Source organism: Rothia endophytica (genome assembly GCF_039543885.1).
GTDB classification, from domain to species: Bacteria; Actinomycetota; Actinomycetes; order Actinomycetales; family Micrococcaceae; genus Rothia; species Rothia endophytica.
Map to the genome: position 1 here is coordinate 33,508 of NZ_BAABKP010000003.1, position 13,844 is coordinate 47,351.

General features: G+C 60.2%; 12 protein-coding genes and 2 riboswitches. Of the genes, 6 read left to right on the forward strand and 6 right to left on the reverse strand.

What is annotated here, in order from left to right:
- Positions 1 to 137 precede the first annotated feature (137 nt).
- Positions 138 to 1,550, reverse strand: coding sequence for an LLM class flavin-dependent oxidoreductase (locus ABD982_RS08320; RefSeq protein ID WP_345446386.1), 1,413 nt, complete (start codon positions 1,548 to 1,550; stop codon positions 138 to 140).
- A 92-nt stretch (positions 1,551 to 1,642) separates the two neighbouring features.
- Positions 1,643 to 1,745, reverse strand: a riboswitch (SAM riboswitch).
- A 177-nt stretch (positions 1,746 to 1,922) separates the two neighbouring features.
- Positions 1,923 to 2,015: riboswitch (SAM riboswitch) on the forward strand.
- A gap of 5 nt (positions 2,016 to 2,020) precedes the next feature.
- Here ABD982_RS08320 and ABD982_RS08325 point away from each other — a divergent pair.
- The 4 genes from ABD982_RS08325 (at position 2,021) to ABD982_RS08340 (ending at position 7,256) form a co-directional block, all read left to right on the forward strand.
- Positions 2,021 to 2,818 (forward strand): ABC transporter ATP-binding protein, encoded by a 798-nt coding sequence (locus ABD982_RS08325; RefSeq protein WP_345446388.1) that lies wholly within the window; start codon positions 2,021 to 2,023, stop codon positions 2,816 to 2,818.
- An 86-nt stretch (positions 2,819 to 2,904) separates the two neighbouring features.
- Positions 2,905 to 3,948 carry an aliphatic sulfonate ABC transporter substrate-binding protein gene (locus tag ABD982_RS08330; RefSeq protein ID WP_425570036.1) on the forward strand — a complete coding sequence of 348 codons (1,044 nt, stop codon included), beginning with the start codon at positions 2,905 to 2,907 and terminating at the stop codon, positions 3,946 to 3,948.
- 2 nt (positions 3,949 to 3,950) lie between these two features.
- On the forward strand, positions 3,951 to 4,808 hold the full coding sequence (locus ABD982_RS08335) for an ABC transporter permease (protein WP_345446390.1): 858 nt from the start codon (positions 3,951 to 3,953) through the stop codon (positions 4,806 to 4,808).
- Between the two features lie 336 nt (positions 4,809 to 5,144).
- Positions 5,145 to 7,256, forward strand: coding sequence for an AMP-binding protein (locus ABD982_RS08340; RefSeq protein WP_345446392.1), 2,112 nt, complete (start codon positions 5,145 to 5,147; stop codon positions 7,254 to 7,256).
- On the opposite strand, the gene ABD982_RS08345 is transcribed toward ABD982_RS08340, so the two are convergent.
- Genes ABD982_RS08345 through ABD982_RS08355 form a run of 3 tightly spaced genes read right to left on the reverse strand, consistent with a single transcriptional unit; the run spans position 7,253 to position 9,898 of the window.
- On the reverse strand, positions 7,253 to 7,834 hold the full coding sequence (locus tag ABD982_RS08345) for a GNAT family N-acetyltransferase (RefSeq protein ID WP_345446394.1): 582 nt from the start codon (positions 7,832 to 7,834) through the stop codon (positions 7,253 to 7,255). The two genes, ABD982_RS08340 and ABD982_RS08345, sit on opposite strands and share 4 nt — an antisense overlap.
- A gap of 11 nt (positions 7,835 to 7,845) precedes the next feature.
- Positions 7,846 to 8,370, reverse strand: coding sequence for a TspO/MBR family protein (locus tag ABD982_RS08350; RefSeq protein WP_345446396.1), 525 nt, complete (start codon positions 8,368 to 8,370; stop codon positions 7,846 to 7,848).
- 40 nt (positions 8,371 to 8,410) lie between these two features.
- Complete coding sequence (locus ABD982_RS08355; protein WP_345446398.1) at positions 8,411 to 9,898, reverse strand: NAD(P)H-binding protein; 1,488 nt, start codon at positions 9,896 to 9,898, stop codon at positions 8,411 to 8,413.
- Between the two features lie 216 nt (positions 9,899 to 10,114).
- On the opposite strand from ABD982_RS08355, the gene ABD982_RS11390 reads away from it, so the two are divergent.
- Positions 10,115 to 10,261, forward strand: a complete 147-nt coding sequence (locus tag ABD982_RS11390; RefSeq protein WP_486374958.1) for an amino acid--tRNA ligase-related protein — start codon at positions 10,115 to 10,117, stop codon at positions 10,259 to 10,261.
- 43 nt (positions 10,262 to 10,304) lie between these two features.
- Positions 10,305 to 12,215, forward strand: coding sequence for a penicillin-binding transpeptidase domain-containing protein (locus ABD982_RS08365; RefSeq protein WP_345446400.1), 1,911 nt, complete (start codon positions 10,305 to 10,307; stop codon positions 12,213 to 12,215).
- Between the two features lie 200 nt (positions 12,216 to 12,415).
- Here ABD982_RS08365 and ABD982_RS08370 read toward each other — a convergent pair whose 3' ends face one another.
- Together ABD982_RS08370 and ABD982_RS08375 are read right to left on the reverse strand one after the other, a co-directional pair.
- Positions 12,416 to 13,165 (reverse strand): amino acid ABC transporter ATP-binding protein, encoded by a 750-nt coding sequence (locus ABD982_RS08370; RefSeq protein WP_345446402.1) that lies wholly within the window; start codon positions 13,163 to 13,165, stop codon positions 12,416 to 12,418.
- Positions 13,158 to 13,835: an amino acid ABC transporter permease gene (locus tag ABD982_RS08375; RefSeq protein ID WP_345446404.1), complete on the reverse strand. Its 678-nt coding sequence runs from the start codon at positions 13,833 to 13,835 to the stop codon at positions 13,158 to 13,160. The genes ABD982_RS08370 and ABD982_RS08375 overlap by 8 nt, the downstream gene beginning before the upstream one ends.
- Positions 13,836 to 13,844: the final 9 nt, after the last annotated feature.

Below are 13,844 nucleotides of genomic sequence, written 5' to 3' on the forward strand. Positions count from 1 at the left end.
ATTCTCTTCTACCAGGCTGGAGGGCTAGAGCCGGGGAGCACAGCAAAAGAAACCTTCAAAAGTACGGTCTTACTCCACACTTTTGAAGGTTTCCTTATGATTCCTGGTGACGCACGGGGCGTTCCGGTCAGCTGGTCCTAGCGGACGTTGCCGTCCGCGGCGCTGCGCTGACCGACGTAGGCGCCGCGGTAGGCTGCAGCCGGGTGGGTATCTGCCACCTTGGTGATGCCCTCACCGAAGAGGTTCTCCCGCAGGGTGGAACCTTCGTAGGCGGTGCGGTAGCGGCCGCGCTTTTGCAGTTCGGGCACCACGAACTCCACGAAGTCTTCGAAGGAACCGGGGGAAACATGGTAGGCAAGGTTGATTCCGTCCAGGCCGCCCTCGTCAATCCAGCGTTCTAGCTCATCGGCAACGGTCTGGGGTGAGCCCACGATGACCTCGCCCATGCCGCCGGTCGCGCAGTGCTCAGCGATATCGTGACGCGTCCAGTCACGATCCTTGGATTGTAGGGTGAAGGGGGTCAGGAAGGACTGAATCGACTCGGTCTCAACGTACTTGAGCGCCTCGTCCTCATCGAACTGGGAGAGATCCACACCGCTCCAGCCGCCGATAATTGCCTGAGAAGCTTCTAAGTTGGCGTACTTCTTGTACTCCTCGAACTTTGCCTGCGCCTTCTCGTCAGTCTCATCAACCACAACCGAGAGCATGGCAAGAATCTTGGCATCATCACGGTTACGGCCCGCTGCTTCAACAGCGTCGCGGATGCGGCCGGTCAGCACCTTGGTCAAGTGGGGGCGCAGGGCGGTGATGAAAATAGCCTCAGCGTGCTTTCCAGCAAACTGCTGGCCGCGGGATGATGCGCCCGCCTGGAAAATGACCGGGGTGCGCTGGGGTGAGGGCTCAGACAGGGCGATACCGGGCACGGTGAAATGCTTCCCCTTGTGCTCGATGGGGTGCACCTTGGTGGGGTCAGCGAAGATACCATTTTCACGGTCACGTAGCACCGCGCCGTCCTCCCAGGAACCTTCCCAGAGTTTGTAGCAAACATCCAAGAACTCATCTGCGATCTCGTAGCGGGTATCGTGCGGGATCTGAGCTGGCAGGCCCTGATTCTCAGCAGCTGACGCCAGGTAACTGGTCACCACGTTGAAGCCCACGCGGCCGCGGGTCAAGTGATCAAGGGTGGAGTAGGACCGTGCCAGGGTATAAGGCTGGTTGTACGTGGCAGCTGCGGTGACGCCGAAGCCAATGTTTTTGGTAACCGCTGCCATCGCTGAGATCTGCAGGAAGGGGTCGCCCACCGGAACCTGCGCGCCGTCGCGCAGGGCATCGGCCACCGAGTTCTTGTAGACGTCGTAGACGCCCACCACGTCGGCGATGAAGATAGCGTCGAAAAGGCCCTTTTCGCAGACCTTTGCCAGATCAGTCCAGTATTCGATGGTGTTGTATTCATCGGCGCGGTTGCGGGGGTGACGCCAGGTGCCGAAGCTCTGGTGGCTGGTGGTGGTCATATCGAACGCGTTGACGACGATGCGCTTCTTCTCGGTCATGAACCGGTGCCTTTCGGGTCGGCCCTCACACCCCGTGCCTGGCTAGCGATACAAAAATGGCGCCTAACCTCTTGTGAAGGTGGCGCCTGGTTGCGCCGTACTTGCAGTTATCTGCCGGATCCTCATCTGGGGCACCCCGCTACGGGAGAGGGTTGCCGCCCAACGAGCCAGAGCTTAGCGTTGGGTCTCATGATCGCGGTTTTAGTCTAACCAGGTGAGGGGGCGCTGAGGCAAAGTTCAGGGGCTCTGTTTCACACTGTGAACCGGGTTGGGTTCTGTTACGGACGGCTGGCTGTCACGGAGCGTCACAAACGTTAAGAGGCGTCACAGGCTAGATTTTCAGGCACCGTGCCCATAGGCTGAAGCCACCGATAACCATCCAGAGCGACCGAGAGACTTGGCTCCACGACGTCGCAGCAACCACCCACAATAGGGGCCGGTGCTAACGCCAAGAAACGATGGAGAAAGCAATGAGCGCACTCACGCTACAGCACACCCTCACCGCCTGTGACATCAGCTTCTCGGGCATCGCTAAGAGCTTCGCCGGCGAGCGCGGGGCAGTCCACACGGTCCTCGAAGGTGTTTCGTTCACCGCCTATCCGGGTGAGATTATTTCGATTATTGGTTCCTCAGGCTGCGGTAAATCAACGCTGCTACGTGTAGCGGCTGGTTTGGAAGCAGCCAGCGCGGGTGAGGTCACCATCGACGGCGCTGCCGTTCGTGGCCTAGATTCACGGGTAGCTATTGGGTTTCAGGAGCCCAGGCTTTTACCCTGGCGGTCTATTGCTAAGAATGTGGCTCTGGGGCTACCCAAGGGCACCCCTAAGGACGACGCTCGGCAGCATGTTGATGCCCTCTTGCGGTTGGTGGGGTTGGGGGATTATGCGGCGCATCGCCCCCGCGAGATTTCAGGAGGCATGGCGCAGCGGGCATCCCTGGCGAGAGCGCTAGCACGTAACCCCGGCGTCCTTCTGCTCGATGAGCCTTTTGGTGCGCTGGATGCCCTGACGCGTATCAAAATGCAGGATTTGCTGCTGGATATTCATGCTCAGGACCCCGCAACCATCCTATTGGTTACCCACGATGTGGAAGAAGCTCTTTACCTATCAGATCGCGTGATTGTGCTAGGCACATCTGATCCGCACTCGCCTGCCACTATTACCCGAACGGTTGAGGTTCCCGGGCACCGGCCCCGTGATCGCGGGGATCTAGACCTCGCTTTGTTGCGCAAAGAATTGCTGGCTGAGCTCGGCGTCGAAGAGCACTAAGTATCAGCCCTCTACTTTACCGGGTATCTGCCCCACCTGGCCCTTGCTTCTTGCACCTACACACTACGAAATTTCAAGGAAACCCCGTGTCAATCTTTTCTCGTTTCGCCCAATCCTCCGCCCTCCTGGCCGCTGGCACCCTGCTACTGACCGGCTGCCTGGCAGGTGAAAACGCAACCCCTGAGGCCTCAGTCTCAGCCTCAGCCGCGGACACCACAATCACTGTCGACTACGCCACCTATAACCCGCTCTCCCTCATCATCAAGGAAAAAGGGTGGCTAGAGACTGCTCTCCAGGATGAGGGTAAGACCGTGGAATGGGTGCAGTCAGCGGGGTCGAATAAGGCTAATGAGGCTCTGCGGTCTGGGGTTCTTGACGTCGGCTCAACCGCCGGGTCAGCGGCGCTCCTTGCCCGGTCGAACGGCTCCCCCATTCAGGTGATTGACCTCTACTCCCAGCCAGAATGGGCTGCTCTGGTCACCACCCCCGACTCCGGTATCACCTCGGTTGCAGACTTGGCCGGTAAGTCAGTTGCAGTCACCAAGGGTACCGACCCCTACTTCTTCCTGCTCCAGGCACTTGAAGAAAACAATGTATCACCGCAGGATGTCACGATCGAGCAGCTCCAGCACGCTGACGGCCGCACCGCTCTCACCAAGGGCTCGGTGGATGCCTGGAGCGGGCTAGACCCCATCATGGCGGGCACTGAAATTGAAGACGGAAACATCCTCTTCTACCGCAACGTTGACTTCAATACCTACGGCTTTTTGAACGCTACTGAGGACTTCATCGCTTCTGATCCCGAGTCTGCTCAGACCATTGTTGATACCTACGAGTACGCCCGCGAGTGGGCTCTAGCTAACGAAGATGAGGCCATTCAGATTCTGGCGGATGAATCGGGTGTCACGCTAGAAACCGCACGCACCGTCTGGGAACGAACCAATCTAGACATTGATAACGTGCCCGGGGAGGCCCAGCGCACCGTGCTGACAAGGGTTGGCCCTTACCTGGTTGAGTCCGGGGACGTCGCCACCCAGGCTGATGTGGACTCCGCTTTGGGCAGTCTCATCCACGATTCCTTTGCCACCCAGGCTGACCCTGCACATATCTCGGCTCTGGTGAGTGAATAGCCATGTCTTTGCTTCCAGCCACTGATACCCGCCCCGCCGAAACTAAGCGAGTAGCACGTAGCCGGGCGGGGGCGTCCTCACGGCCCGTGCAACTGAGCACCCGAGGCCACCGCTGGCTGCCCTGGTTAGGCGCTCTGCTTCCTCTCACTCTGCTGGCACTCTGGCAGTACCTGAGCTTGACCGGGGTGTTCAGCGCCGTCCAGTTGCCCGCACCATCTAGGGTGGTTGCAGCAGCCCTTGACCTTCTTGGACGCGGCCAGCTGGGGACACACATTGCGATCTCAACCCAGCGCGTCCTCCTTGGTTTCACCATTGGTGCCCTCTTGGGCCTGGCATTGGGTGCCTGGGTGGGCCTCTCCCGCTGGGCTAACCTGCTCGCGGCACCCACCATCGGGGCGCTACGCGCTGTTCCCTCTCTGGCCTGGGTTCCCCTGCTCCTGCTGTGGATTGGCATCGGTGAGAACTCAAAGGTCACTCTCATCGCCATCGGTGCTTTCTTCCCGGTCTATACCACTGTCTCAGCCGCGCTTGCCCATGTGGACCCCAAACTGGTTGAAGCGGCCCGCACCTTCGGCATCCGCGGGCTGGGTCTCTTCACTACGGTTCAGCTACCGGCGGTTTTGCCCGCGGTGGTCTCGGGGCTGCGTCTGGCCCTCGCTCAGGCCTGGCTCTTCCTGGTGGCAGCTGAGCTGCTAGGTGCGTCCATGGGGCTCGGGTTCTTACTCACTGACTCCCAGAACAACGGCCGCACCGACCGCCTGTTGCTGGCCATCGTCCTCCTAGCGATTCTGGGTAAGCTGACCGACCTGGCTCTGGGTGCTTTTGAACGCTGGGTCAAGGTCCGCTTCCCCTCCAACTAGCCCCGGCTTCCAGGATAAGCCTAAACTTCACCGGCATGTTCTTACGTCACGCCGGTGAAGCTTTGGGCCATCGGGCGGAGGGATCCAGCGGACGGCGGGCTGTCACGGAGCGTCACAAACGTTAAGGGGCGTCACGGTTAGAGCCGTCACCCGGGCGGGCTTTAGGCTGGAAGGGCACGCAAACCATCCAGAGCGATCTCAGAGACCTGGCTCGCTAACGATCGCAGCAACCACGCCATACCAGCCCCCACCGTCAGAGCACTTGAGCTTGGAACAAAGGGGCGCAGGTTCACATGAGGCGCCGGTGCTACTGCCAGCTACCGATGGGAGAATCCCTTGAGCGCACCTGCCACCTTCACCTACACCGATCCCGGCACCCCTACACCTAACCCGGCGCACGAATCCGACGCCGCCCGCATCGCTTTCTGGGAGGCACAGGCGCAGCGCCTGGATTGGGAAACCACCTGGCAGAAGGCTCACACCTTCAAGAAACCCCAGAGCCTGGGCACCGATGCAGACGGTGTAGAGCAGTTCACGGTGCCGCAGATTCGCTGGTTTGAGGGCGGGACGCTCAATGCTTCCTACAACTGCGTAGACCGCCACGTTGAGGCCGGCCGCGGGGATAAAGTGGCGCTCTTCTTTGAGGGGGAACCCGGCGACCGCGAGGCTATTACCTACGCCGAGTTACAGCGTCGCGTCGCCCGCGCCGCCCACGGCCTTGAAAAACTGGGCGTCACCAAGGGCGACCGGGTCGTCATCTACCTGCCAGTTATCCCTGAAACGGTGATCTTCACCCTGGCCTGCGCCCGCATCGGCGCTATTCATTCCTTGGTCTTCGGTGGCTTCTCAGCCGAGGCGCTGCGCTTCCGCGTTGAGGATACCGGCGCCAAGGTACTCATTACCACCGACGGGCAGAATCGCCGCGGCTCGGTCGTGCCAGTCAAGGTGAACGCCGATGAGGCATGCTCCGGTGAGAACCAGATTGAACACATCATCGTGGTGGACCGCACCGCTGGCACCGACCAAGCGCGGGGCGCTGTGCCCTGGACGCCGGGCCGCGACGTCTGGTACCGCGAGCTCATTGAAGGTCTGCCTGAGACCCATTCCCCCGAGTTCTTTGACGCTGAGACCCCGCTCTTCATCATCTACACCTCCGGTACCACGGGCAAGCCTAAAGGCCTGGTGCACACTACCGGTGGCTACCTGACCCAGACCGCCTACACCCATGCCCTGCTCTTTGACCTGCTACCTGAAACCACGGGAGCGGACGGCACCCTGCGCGTCGATGAACTGGCGGCCACCAACGATCCCGCCCGCGTCCGCGACACCGTGCACTGGTGTACTGCCGACCTTGCCTGGGTCACCGCCCACACCTACGAAATCTACGGACCGCTGCTGAGCGGCGTCAGCCAGGTCATTTACGAGGGCACCCCCAACACCCCCACCTTTGAGCGCCATTTTGAGATCATCGAGCGCTACGGGGTGACCAACTACTACACCGCCCCCACCCTGATTCGCTCGCTGATGGGTGCCTTCCCGGATGGATTGCCCGCGGGCAAGTACGACCTCTCGTCGGTGCGCCTGCTGGGGTCGGTAGGGGAATCTATTAACCCCGAAGCCTGGCGCTGGTTGCGCACCCACGTGGGCGGCGGCACCGCGTCCTTCATTGATACCTGGTGGCAGTCTGAGACCGGCTCAACGGTCTGCTCCCCGCGCCCGCACGACCCTCAGTTCGCCCCGGCGGGCAGGTTCGCGGCGTCCGGGCAGGTGCCTGGCACCTCCCTGGAGACCAAGCCCGGTTGCGCTACCCGCAGTGTGCCCGGCATTTCCACCCGCGTGGTGGACGAGGCTGGGCGGGATGTAGCGCCCGGCGAGCAGGGTTTCATTGTGGTGGATAAAATTGGGCCGTCCATGGCGCGCACGGTCTGGGGCAACCCTCAGCGCTACCTGGACTCCTACTGGCGGCACTTTGGCGAGCGCGGTTGGTTCTTGGCCGGCGACGGCGCTAAGACCGACGAGCTGGGCGATACCTACATCCTGGGCCGCATCGATGATGTTATTAATATTTCCGGCCACCGCCTCTCTACCATTGAGATTGAGTCTGCCCTGGTCACCCACGAGGCCGTGGTGGAGGCGGGTGTCTGCCCGGTGGAGGATGAGCTGACCGGCCACCAGGCGGTCGCCTACGTGACCCTGTCTGAGGCTGGGCGGGCACTGAGCGCACAGGATCTGAAAGCGGCACTGCTGGAGCACGTCCGCCACGCCATTGGCCCCATTGCCAAACCTAAGGACGTGGTGGCGGTGGCTGATATCCCCAAGACCCGCTCGGGCAAGATTACCCGCCGCCTCCTGGGCGAGCTCTACCAGGGCCGCACCCTGGGGGATGTATCCTCCCTGCAGAACGAAGAAGCGCTGGATGCTATCGCGCAGGTGCTGGCGGAACGCTAGCGCAACCGTGCCAGGGTAACGCAGTTGTAGTCACCGATAGGCTTGAAGCCCTTAGCCAGGTAAAGATCAATGACGTGTTGGTTGGTGACGTGGGTATCAGTCGTGATGTAGACCTGCCGGACGTTCCCCACGGCCTCTAGCGCGGCGTCCAGCAGCTGCCCGCCCACGCCCTGACGCTGGTAACACGGGTGCACCAGCAGATCTTGGATATAGCTGATGCTGACCCCATCGCCGACAGCTCGTACCAGACCTACCAGTTGCCCTGAGGCATCGCGGGCGCAGGCAAGGTAGAGGCTACCGGCGCACATAGGCACCAGGTAGGCTGGGTTGTCTGTGTAGGCAGTCCAACCGACTGCGGTGTAGAGATCTACCAGTTCTTCTTGGCTGGGCACCTGCCCCACAGTAATCTGCAGGGGCGTCAATTTCACTTTTGCCTCAGTCGTATTTGAGGTAGCTCTCGCGGTTCCGCCCTCTTCCAGCCGGCTTATAGAACCCATGAGACGGCGCGCGTTCTGTGGCGACTGTGCCAGGTAAGCAGTTTCATTGATTTCTTGGCCAGCGGTATTGCTTGTTCCCATAATTTCCTAGACTAGGGGTTGAGCTTGGCGATGGCGCCTGAGAGCACGGCGGCGAAGCTGGTCCACCCGGCGTAGGGCAGCAGCAACGCCCCGGCGGCAGGCTTGATCTGGTAGGCACGGCGCGCCAGGTCAATGGAGGACGCGGCCAGCAGCGCAGCTTCAGCGGTGGCTAGCTTGTAATTACGCCCCTGCCAGAAGATTGCTGACCAGCCAGCATTCAGCACCAGGTTGGCGCCCAAGGCTACCTTGTAGTGGCGCACCTTACGTTCCAACTCATCCTGCTCACGCTGCCAGACACCGGCGGGTTGCACGGTGCTGGGTGCCGGGGTTTCAGCGGTCAGCACCTGGGTAGAAGCACTAGCGATGCTGGCATAAAGCGCTGTCCAGGCGATAGGGAACGCAAGGGCGGGCGGCTGGAAAGAGGGCTTCTTGAGTGCCTTGTACCAGAGGTCATCCGGTGTGGTCACCAGGGAACCGACGGCGGCCGTGACGGTAACTGCCGCGCTGCTGAGGGCGAATGCTGGAAGGAATTTCATCGGGTCTCCTTATCAGGAATAGAGGTGAAGGGTTGAAGGTTTAGTTGGCGCCCTGCGGGGCGGGTGCGCCCATAAGACGTTCTAGACAGTTGCCGAAAGCCTCGGGGATGATGCCGTCTTGACGCCAGCGCTCCACCGCTGCCAGCGCTTTGACTTCGTAGCCAAAAGCAGTCATAACCAGCAGGTGCAAGCGGGCCTGAGTTAGGCTGTAAACACGCCAAGGCAGGGCTGGTTCAAACTCGTGGATGGCGATAATAACCTGGTTGGTGTCCAGCACCTGGCGGAAGGACAGGCGTGCCCGGCTGTCATCACGGGCCAGCGCCAGGCGTCCACCGGCAATCAGGTAGGTGGCAAAATCCTCGTAGGCCGCCGCGGCGGGCTTCTTCAGCACCAGCAGGGGCTTGCTGGTAAAAGGAAGCCTAACCTGGGCATCATGATCCGTGATATCGGTGTTGATTAGACCAAAACTGCTGCGCTCTAGCCAGGTGAGGTAGTAGTCCGCGGTGCTCCGTGCTGTCCACCCCTGCGGCACGGTGACGCGCTGAATGGACTTCACATCGTTACGGTCAGAACCTGACCTGCCTCCGGTGAAGGGCAGTGGCAAGTGGGAGAGGGTGAATTTCTGCGGCTTCTGATCCTTGAGCGCGGCCTTCACGCTGTCTTTGAAGCTGGTGGGGGCGTTGGAGATACCCTCGACATAGTGCTCGTCGGTAACCACCATGCTGTGCACCAGGCTTTCGAGCAGGGGGTTAACCATCTCTTTGGGTTTGTTAGAAATCAGGGTGACCCAGGCTTTGGAGAGCCAAACGGGGATGATGGGCAGGTCTACCATGGGCAGTTTCTTGCCTATGACCTCAGCGGTCTGGGCGAAGAGGTCCTTGTAGTTCATCTCCTGGGGGCCGCCGATGTCGATGGCTTGCTGACCGAATTCATCCGATTCAATGATCTTTTCGAAGGCGTCCATGACGTCTTGGAGCGCCACGGGGTCGGTGCGGTTATAAGCCCACTTGGGCACTACCAGGCCGGGTAGACGTTCAACCAGGGACTGCAGAATGGGGAAGGATGAGCCTTCCGGGCCCACAATCAGACCGGCACGCAGAGTAGTCACGGGCACATGGTAGGAGCCCAGAATTTTCTCGCATTCCAGGCGACTGCGCAGGTGGCGGGAGAACTTCTTTCCGTCCTGCGGGATGATGCCGCTGAGATAGACGATGCGCCTCACCTTATGCTTGGCGGCGGCGCGGGCAAAGTTGTCTGCCAGCAGGGCGTCCATGTCTTCGAAGGACGCCTGGGTCAGCTTGGCTTGTGGTTGCATGGAGTGCACCAGGTAGATGGCGAGCTCCACTCCTTCCATAACATCGCTGACCTGCTGGGGGTCGAAGAGATCGGCGCTTTTCCAGGTGACGTTAGGTTCGTCTTCTTTGCCCTCAGTGCTGCGGGAAATGGCGACGATGTGGTGGCGGTCTTTGAGCCGCTTCATGAGGTTCTGGCCAATGTAGCCGGTGGCGCCGGTCAGCAGGATCTTCACGGGGTACTCCTTCGCACGGGGTTTAACCTTCTAGGTTAGTTCTACCCCACCAATGCTCAGTTTACTGACCAACACGCGGGCGACATGCTAAGGGTGGAATCTGAGCGGACAGGAATGGGCACGGCCTCCTCCGAGATGGCGGGCACCTTGGAGCAACGCCGCCGTCTGACCGAGCAGTTGCTGAAAACTGCCGCCGGTGATCTTGAGGCTATGTGAATGGACGATGACTTCCTCTATGCCCTGGAAAACGGCCTACCGCCCATGGGCGGTCTGGGGATCGGCATTGATCGCCTCATTGTGTTACGGACCCAGATCCGCGGCGTGCTGGCCTTCCCCTTTACGAAACCCGGAAGTAAGAGCTAGGCAGATACGGTCGGTAAGGTAGGTCACTGATTACACTGTTCTCATGGCTACCTTCTCCCGCCGCGTCTTTATCGCCGCCTCAGCATCCGCCCTGCTCGTTCCCGCTCTCGCCGCCTGTTCATCTGGTTCGGGGGCGCAAGAGTTCGCCGAGCAGCTAGCTCAGGGACTTTCCAAGAAAGATATGAGCGGCATTAAGCTCAGCCAGGACGTTCCGACCGGCGCGGATGATTTCAACCGGGCAGTTGGTTACATGAAGAGCGCTACCCCAACCGTCTCCGTAGAGTCACTAGCGAAAGCGGACGAGGGCCAGAAAGTGACACTGAAATGGTCCTGGAAAATTCCCGGCTCCACCCAGACTTTTGACTACACCACCGAGGCCGCTCTGCTTGAAGAAGACGGGGAATGGGCTTACCGCTGGACACCCGCCAGCATCCACCCAGATCTAGCAAAGAATCAGGCGCTACGCCTTGACACCAGTGCCGCTACCCGCGGTGATATTACCGGAGCTGGGGGCGAGAAAGTGGTGACCCTGCGACCGGTGGTCACCCTGGGCATTGATAAATCTAAGATCAGCGACCCTGCCGCGCAGGAGTCATCGGCCCGCGCTCTTGCACGACTAGTTGAAATTGACCCCGATACCTACTGGTCCGCAGTTCAGGCAGGTGGCGAGCAGCAATTTGTCCAGGCTATTACCCTGCGACAGCGTGCCTTTGATGCCCTAGACCAGCAGGCATTGGACGCCATTGAGGGCTACCACGGCGCAATAGGTGAACTCCCCTTGGCCCCCAGCAGCAGCTTTGCCCCCGATATTTTAGGAAGCGTGGGTGAAGCAACCGCAGAAGACATCGAGGCATCAGAAGGCAAGCTCCTGGGCGGTGAAACCATTGGACGCGGCGGCTTACAGGGGCGGTTCAACGAGCTACTAGCCGGGTCGGCGGGTTACACCGTAAGCCTGGTTGAGATTGATGAAACCGGTGCCCAGACACGTCAGGCGGCCCTGAAGAGCGTCGTCAGCAGTGAACCCACTCACGGCACCGACCTAGCCACCACTCTGGATGTGAAATTACAAGAAAAAGCGGTGGACCTCCTCAAAGACCAGGAATCACCCAGCGCCCTGGTAGCTCTGAGACTGTCCACCGGTGAACTGCTGGCAGCCGCCAACGCTGAAGCCTCCGAAGGTTTTTCCACTGCCTTGCTCGCCCAGTACGCCCCGGGGTCCATCTTCAAGGTAGCCTCAGCTCTAGCTCTGCTACGCCAGGGTAAGACTCCCGAGTCGCAGGTTGAGATCACCGACTCGGTGAACGTGGATGGGGTAACCTTCAAAAACGCACCGGGCTACCCGACCTCTGCCACGGGCTCACAGACCCTCACCACTGCTCTGGCGCAGTCAGCGAATACCGCTTTTATCAATGAGCGCGATACCGTTTCGCAGGCTAATCTTCAAGAAGCAGCCCACGGGCTGGGTGTGGGGATGACCTTGGATTTGGGTGTCGATACTTTCATGGGTAACGTGCCCGATGCAGACACCCAGGCCCTGCACGCAGCCTCCCTGATTGGTCAGGGCGAAGTGTCGGTATCACCTCTTTCTATGGCAGTGCTGGCGGCCTCCGCAGCTCAAGGGCAGATAGTTACTCCGGTGCTCGTCAAAGGCCAGGACCTAGCGGACGCCCAGCCGGCAGCGGGAGCTGCCGTCACAGCCGCTGAATCGAAGCAACTGAAAACCATGATGCGGGCTGTTGTCACCGAGGGCTCCCTGGGCGATTTGCGCCAGCTAACCCCTGATACCGCTATGGGCAAGACTGGCACCGCCGAGTACGGCAAGGAAACCCCACCCAAAACCCACTCATGGGTCATCGCCGTGCACGAGGATATGGCGGTAGCGCTAGTAGTTGAGGACGGCGACTTTGGATCAGTGACCGGGCAGCCCATCGTCAAGGCTTTCTTACAGGACTAGAACACCGGCATCCTAAGTCTAAAACACCCACTTTGTCGGGCAGGTATACCCCCCTGAATCGAGTGCTAACGGTACACAACGGGCACCTTCGCTATCGCTGACGCTGCCCCGCCACCGTTACAACTGCGGGAATAGGGGCCCACCACAGCGGGCACCGGTAAGACACAGCGGGTATTTTTATGGGGACGCCGGGTGAGCGGCTAAATCTTGTAGTCTGTCATCTCGAAAATCTGCAGGAAGCGCTGAATACGGGCGTGGTCCGAGGCGAAGAACCCAGCCGGGGCGCCGTTGTAGGCAACAGTGCCGCCGTCCAGGAAGATGATGCGGTCAGCCACGCGGCGCGCGAAGGCCATGTTGTGAGTAACCACTACCAGGGAGCGCTTTTCAGCCGCGAGGCCCATCAGCACCTGAATCACCTCGGCTTCAAGCTCGGGGTCCAGGGCGCTGGTGGGTTCATCGAAGAGCAGGTAGTCGGGGGCTACCGCCAGAGCACGGGCGATAGCTACGCGCTGCTGCTGCCCACCGGAAAGGTTATCGGGGTAGGCATCAGCCTTGTGCTCCAAACCCACCTTAGCCAGTAACTGGCCCGCCAGCTTCTTAGCCTCAGCTTTGCTCTTTTTACCGTTGAGCACCGGGGCCAGGGCAACATTCTGCTGGGCGGTCAGGTGCGGGAAGAGGTTGAAGTTCTGAAAGACCATGGCAGAGTGCTGGCGGATGGTGCGCACCTGCTCGTCGGTGAGGTCAGTGCCAAAATCGACGGTATCGCCCTCGATTGAAAGCTGACCTAATTCAGGGGTTTCCAAGAGGTTGAGACAGCGCAACAGGGTAGATTTACCCGAGCCAGAGGGCCCCAGAATTACCGTGGTTTCCCCAGCGGCAACGTCCAGAGAAATCTCACGCAAAATGGTGTTGCCGTCAAAGCTCTTTGACAGGTTTTTAACGCTAAGCATTGGCGGTCCTTACATAGCGACTGGTGCGCTTTTCCAGGTACTGCTGGCCGATGGACAGCAGGGTGAAAATAACCAGGTAGATAGCTGCGACCTCAAGGTACATGGCCAGGGGCTCGAAGGTGCGGGCCGCCACCTGCTTACCGGACTGGAAGAGATCCACCATAGAAATCACAGAGACCAGGGAGGTTCCCTTCACCAGGTCAATCAGGTCATTACCTAGCGGGGGCAGGGCGATGCGGGTTGCCTGCGGTATCACCACGTGGCGCAGGGTCTGAGCCCGGGTGAAGTTCAGGGTGCGAGCTGCCTCAAACTGGCCCCGCGGAATCGAGGCATAGGCAGAGCGGAACGTCTCCGCCACGTAAGCGCCGGTGTTGAGGCTCAGCGCAATGATGGCAGCGCTCCAGGTATCCAGGGTGATGCCCACACGGGGCAGACCGTAGAACACCAAGAAGAGTTGAACCAGCAGCGGGGTGCCGCGAAAGAACCACACATACGTGGTGGCTAGCCAGTTAAGCGGGTTGAACCTGCCCAGGTTGCGGGCTGCGGTGGAGAACAGACCAATCACCAGCGAAAGCACAAAGGCGATGATGGTGAGAGGGATGGTGACCTGCGCAGCGGCCAGCAGCAGCTGCGGCAGGGACTCCACCCAGAGCTCTATATAACGATCCATGGTGTCCTA

Excerpts from the sequence above, each read along its gene's own strand:
- ABD982_RS08320 (WP_345446386.1), bottom strand. The coding sequence starts at position 1,550 with ATGACCGAGAAGAAGCGCATCGTCGTCAACGCGTTCGATATGACCACC.
- ABD982_RS08325 (WP_345446388.1), top strand. The coding sequence starts at position 2,021 with ATGAGCGCACTCACGCTACAGCACACCCTCACCGCCTGTGACATCAGC.
- ABD982_RS08335 (WP_345446390.1), top strand. The coding sequence starts at position 3,951 with ATGTCTTTGCTTCCAGCCACTGATACCCGCCCCGCCGAAACTAAGCGA.
- ABD982_RS08345 (WP_345446394.1), bottom strand. The coding sequence starts at position 7,834 with ATGGGAACAAGCAATACCGCTGGCCAAGAAATCAATGAAACTGCTTAC.
- ABD982_RS08350 (WP_345446396.1), bottom strand. The coding sequence starts at position 8,370 with ATGAAATTCCTTCCAGCATTCGCCCTCAGCAGCGCGGCAGTTACCGTC.
- ABD982_RS11390 (WP_486374958.1), top strand. The coding sequence starts at position 10,115 with ATGGACGATGACTTCCTCTATGCCCTGGAAAACGGCCTACCGCCCATG.
- ABD982_RS08365 (WP_345446400.1), top strand. The coding sequence starts at position 10,305 with ATGGCTACCTTCTCCCGCCGCGTCTTTATCGCCGCCTCAGCATCCGCC.
- ABD982_RS08370 (WP_345446402.1), bottom strand. The coding sequence starts at position 13,165 with ATGCTTAGCGTTAAAAACCTGTCAAAGAGCTTTGACGGCAACACCATT.
- ABD982_RS08375 (WP_345446404.1), bottom strand. The coding sequence starts at position 13,835 with ATGGATCGTTATATAGAGCTCTGGGTGGAGTCCCTGCCGCAGCTGCTG.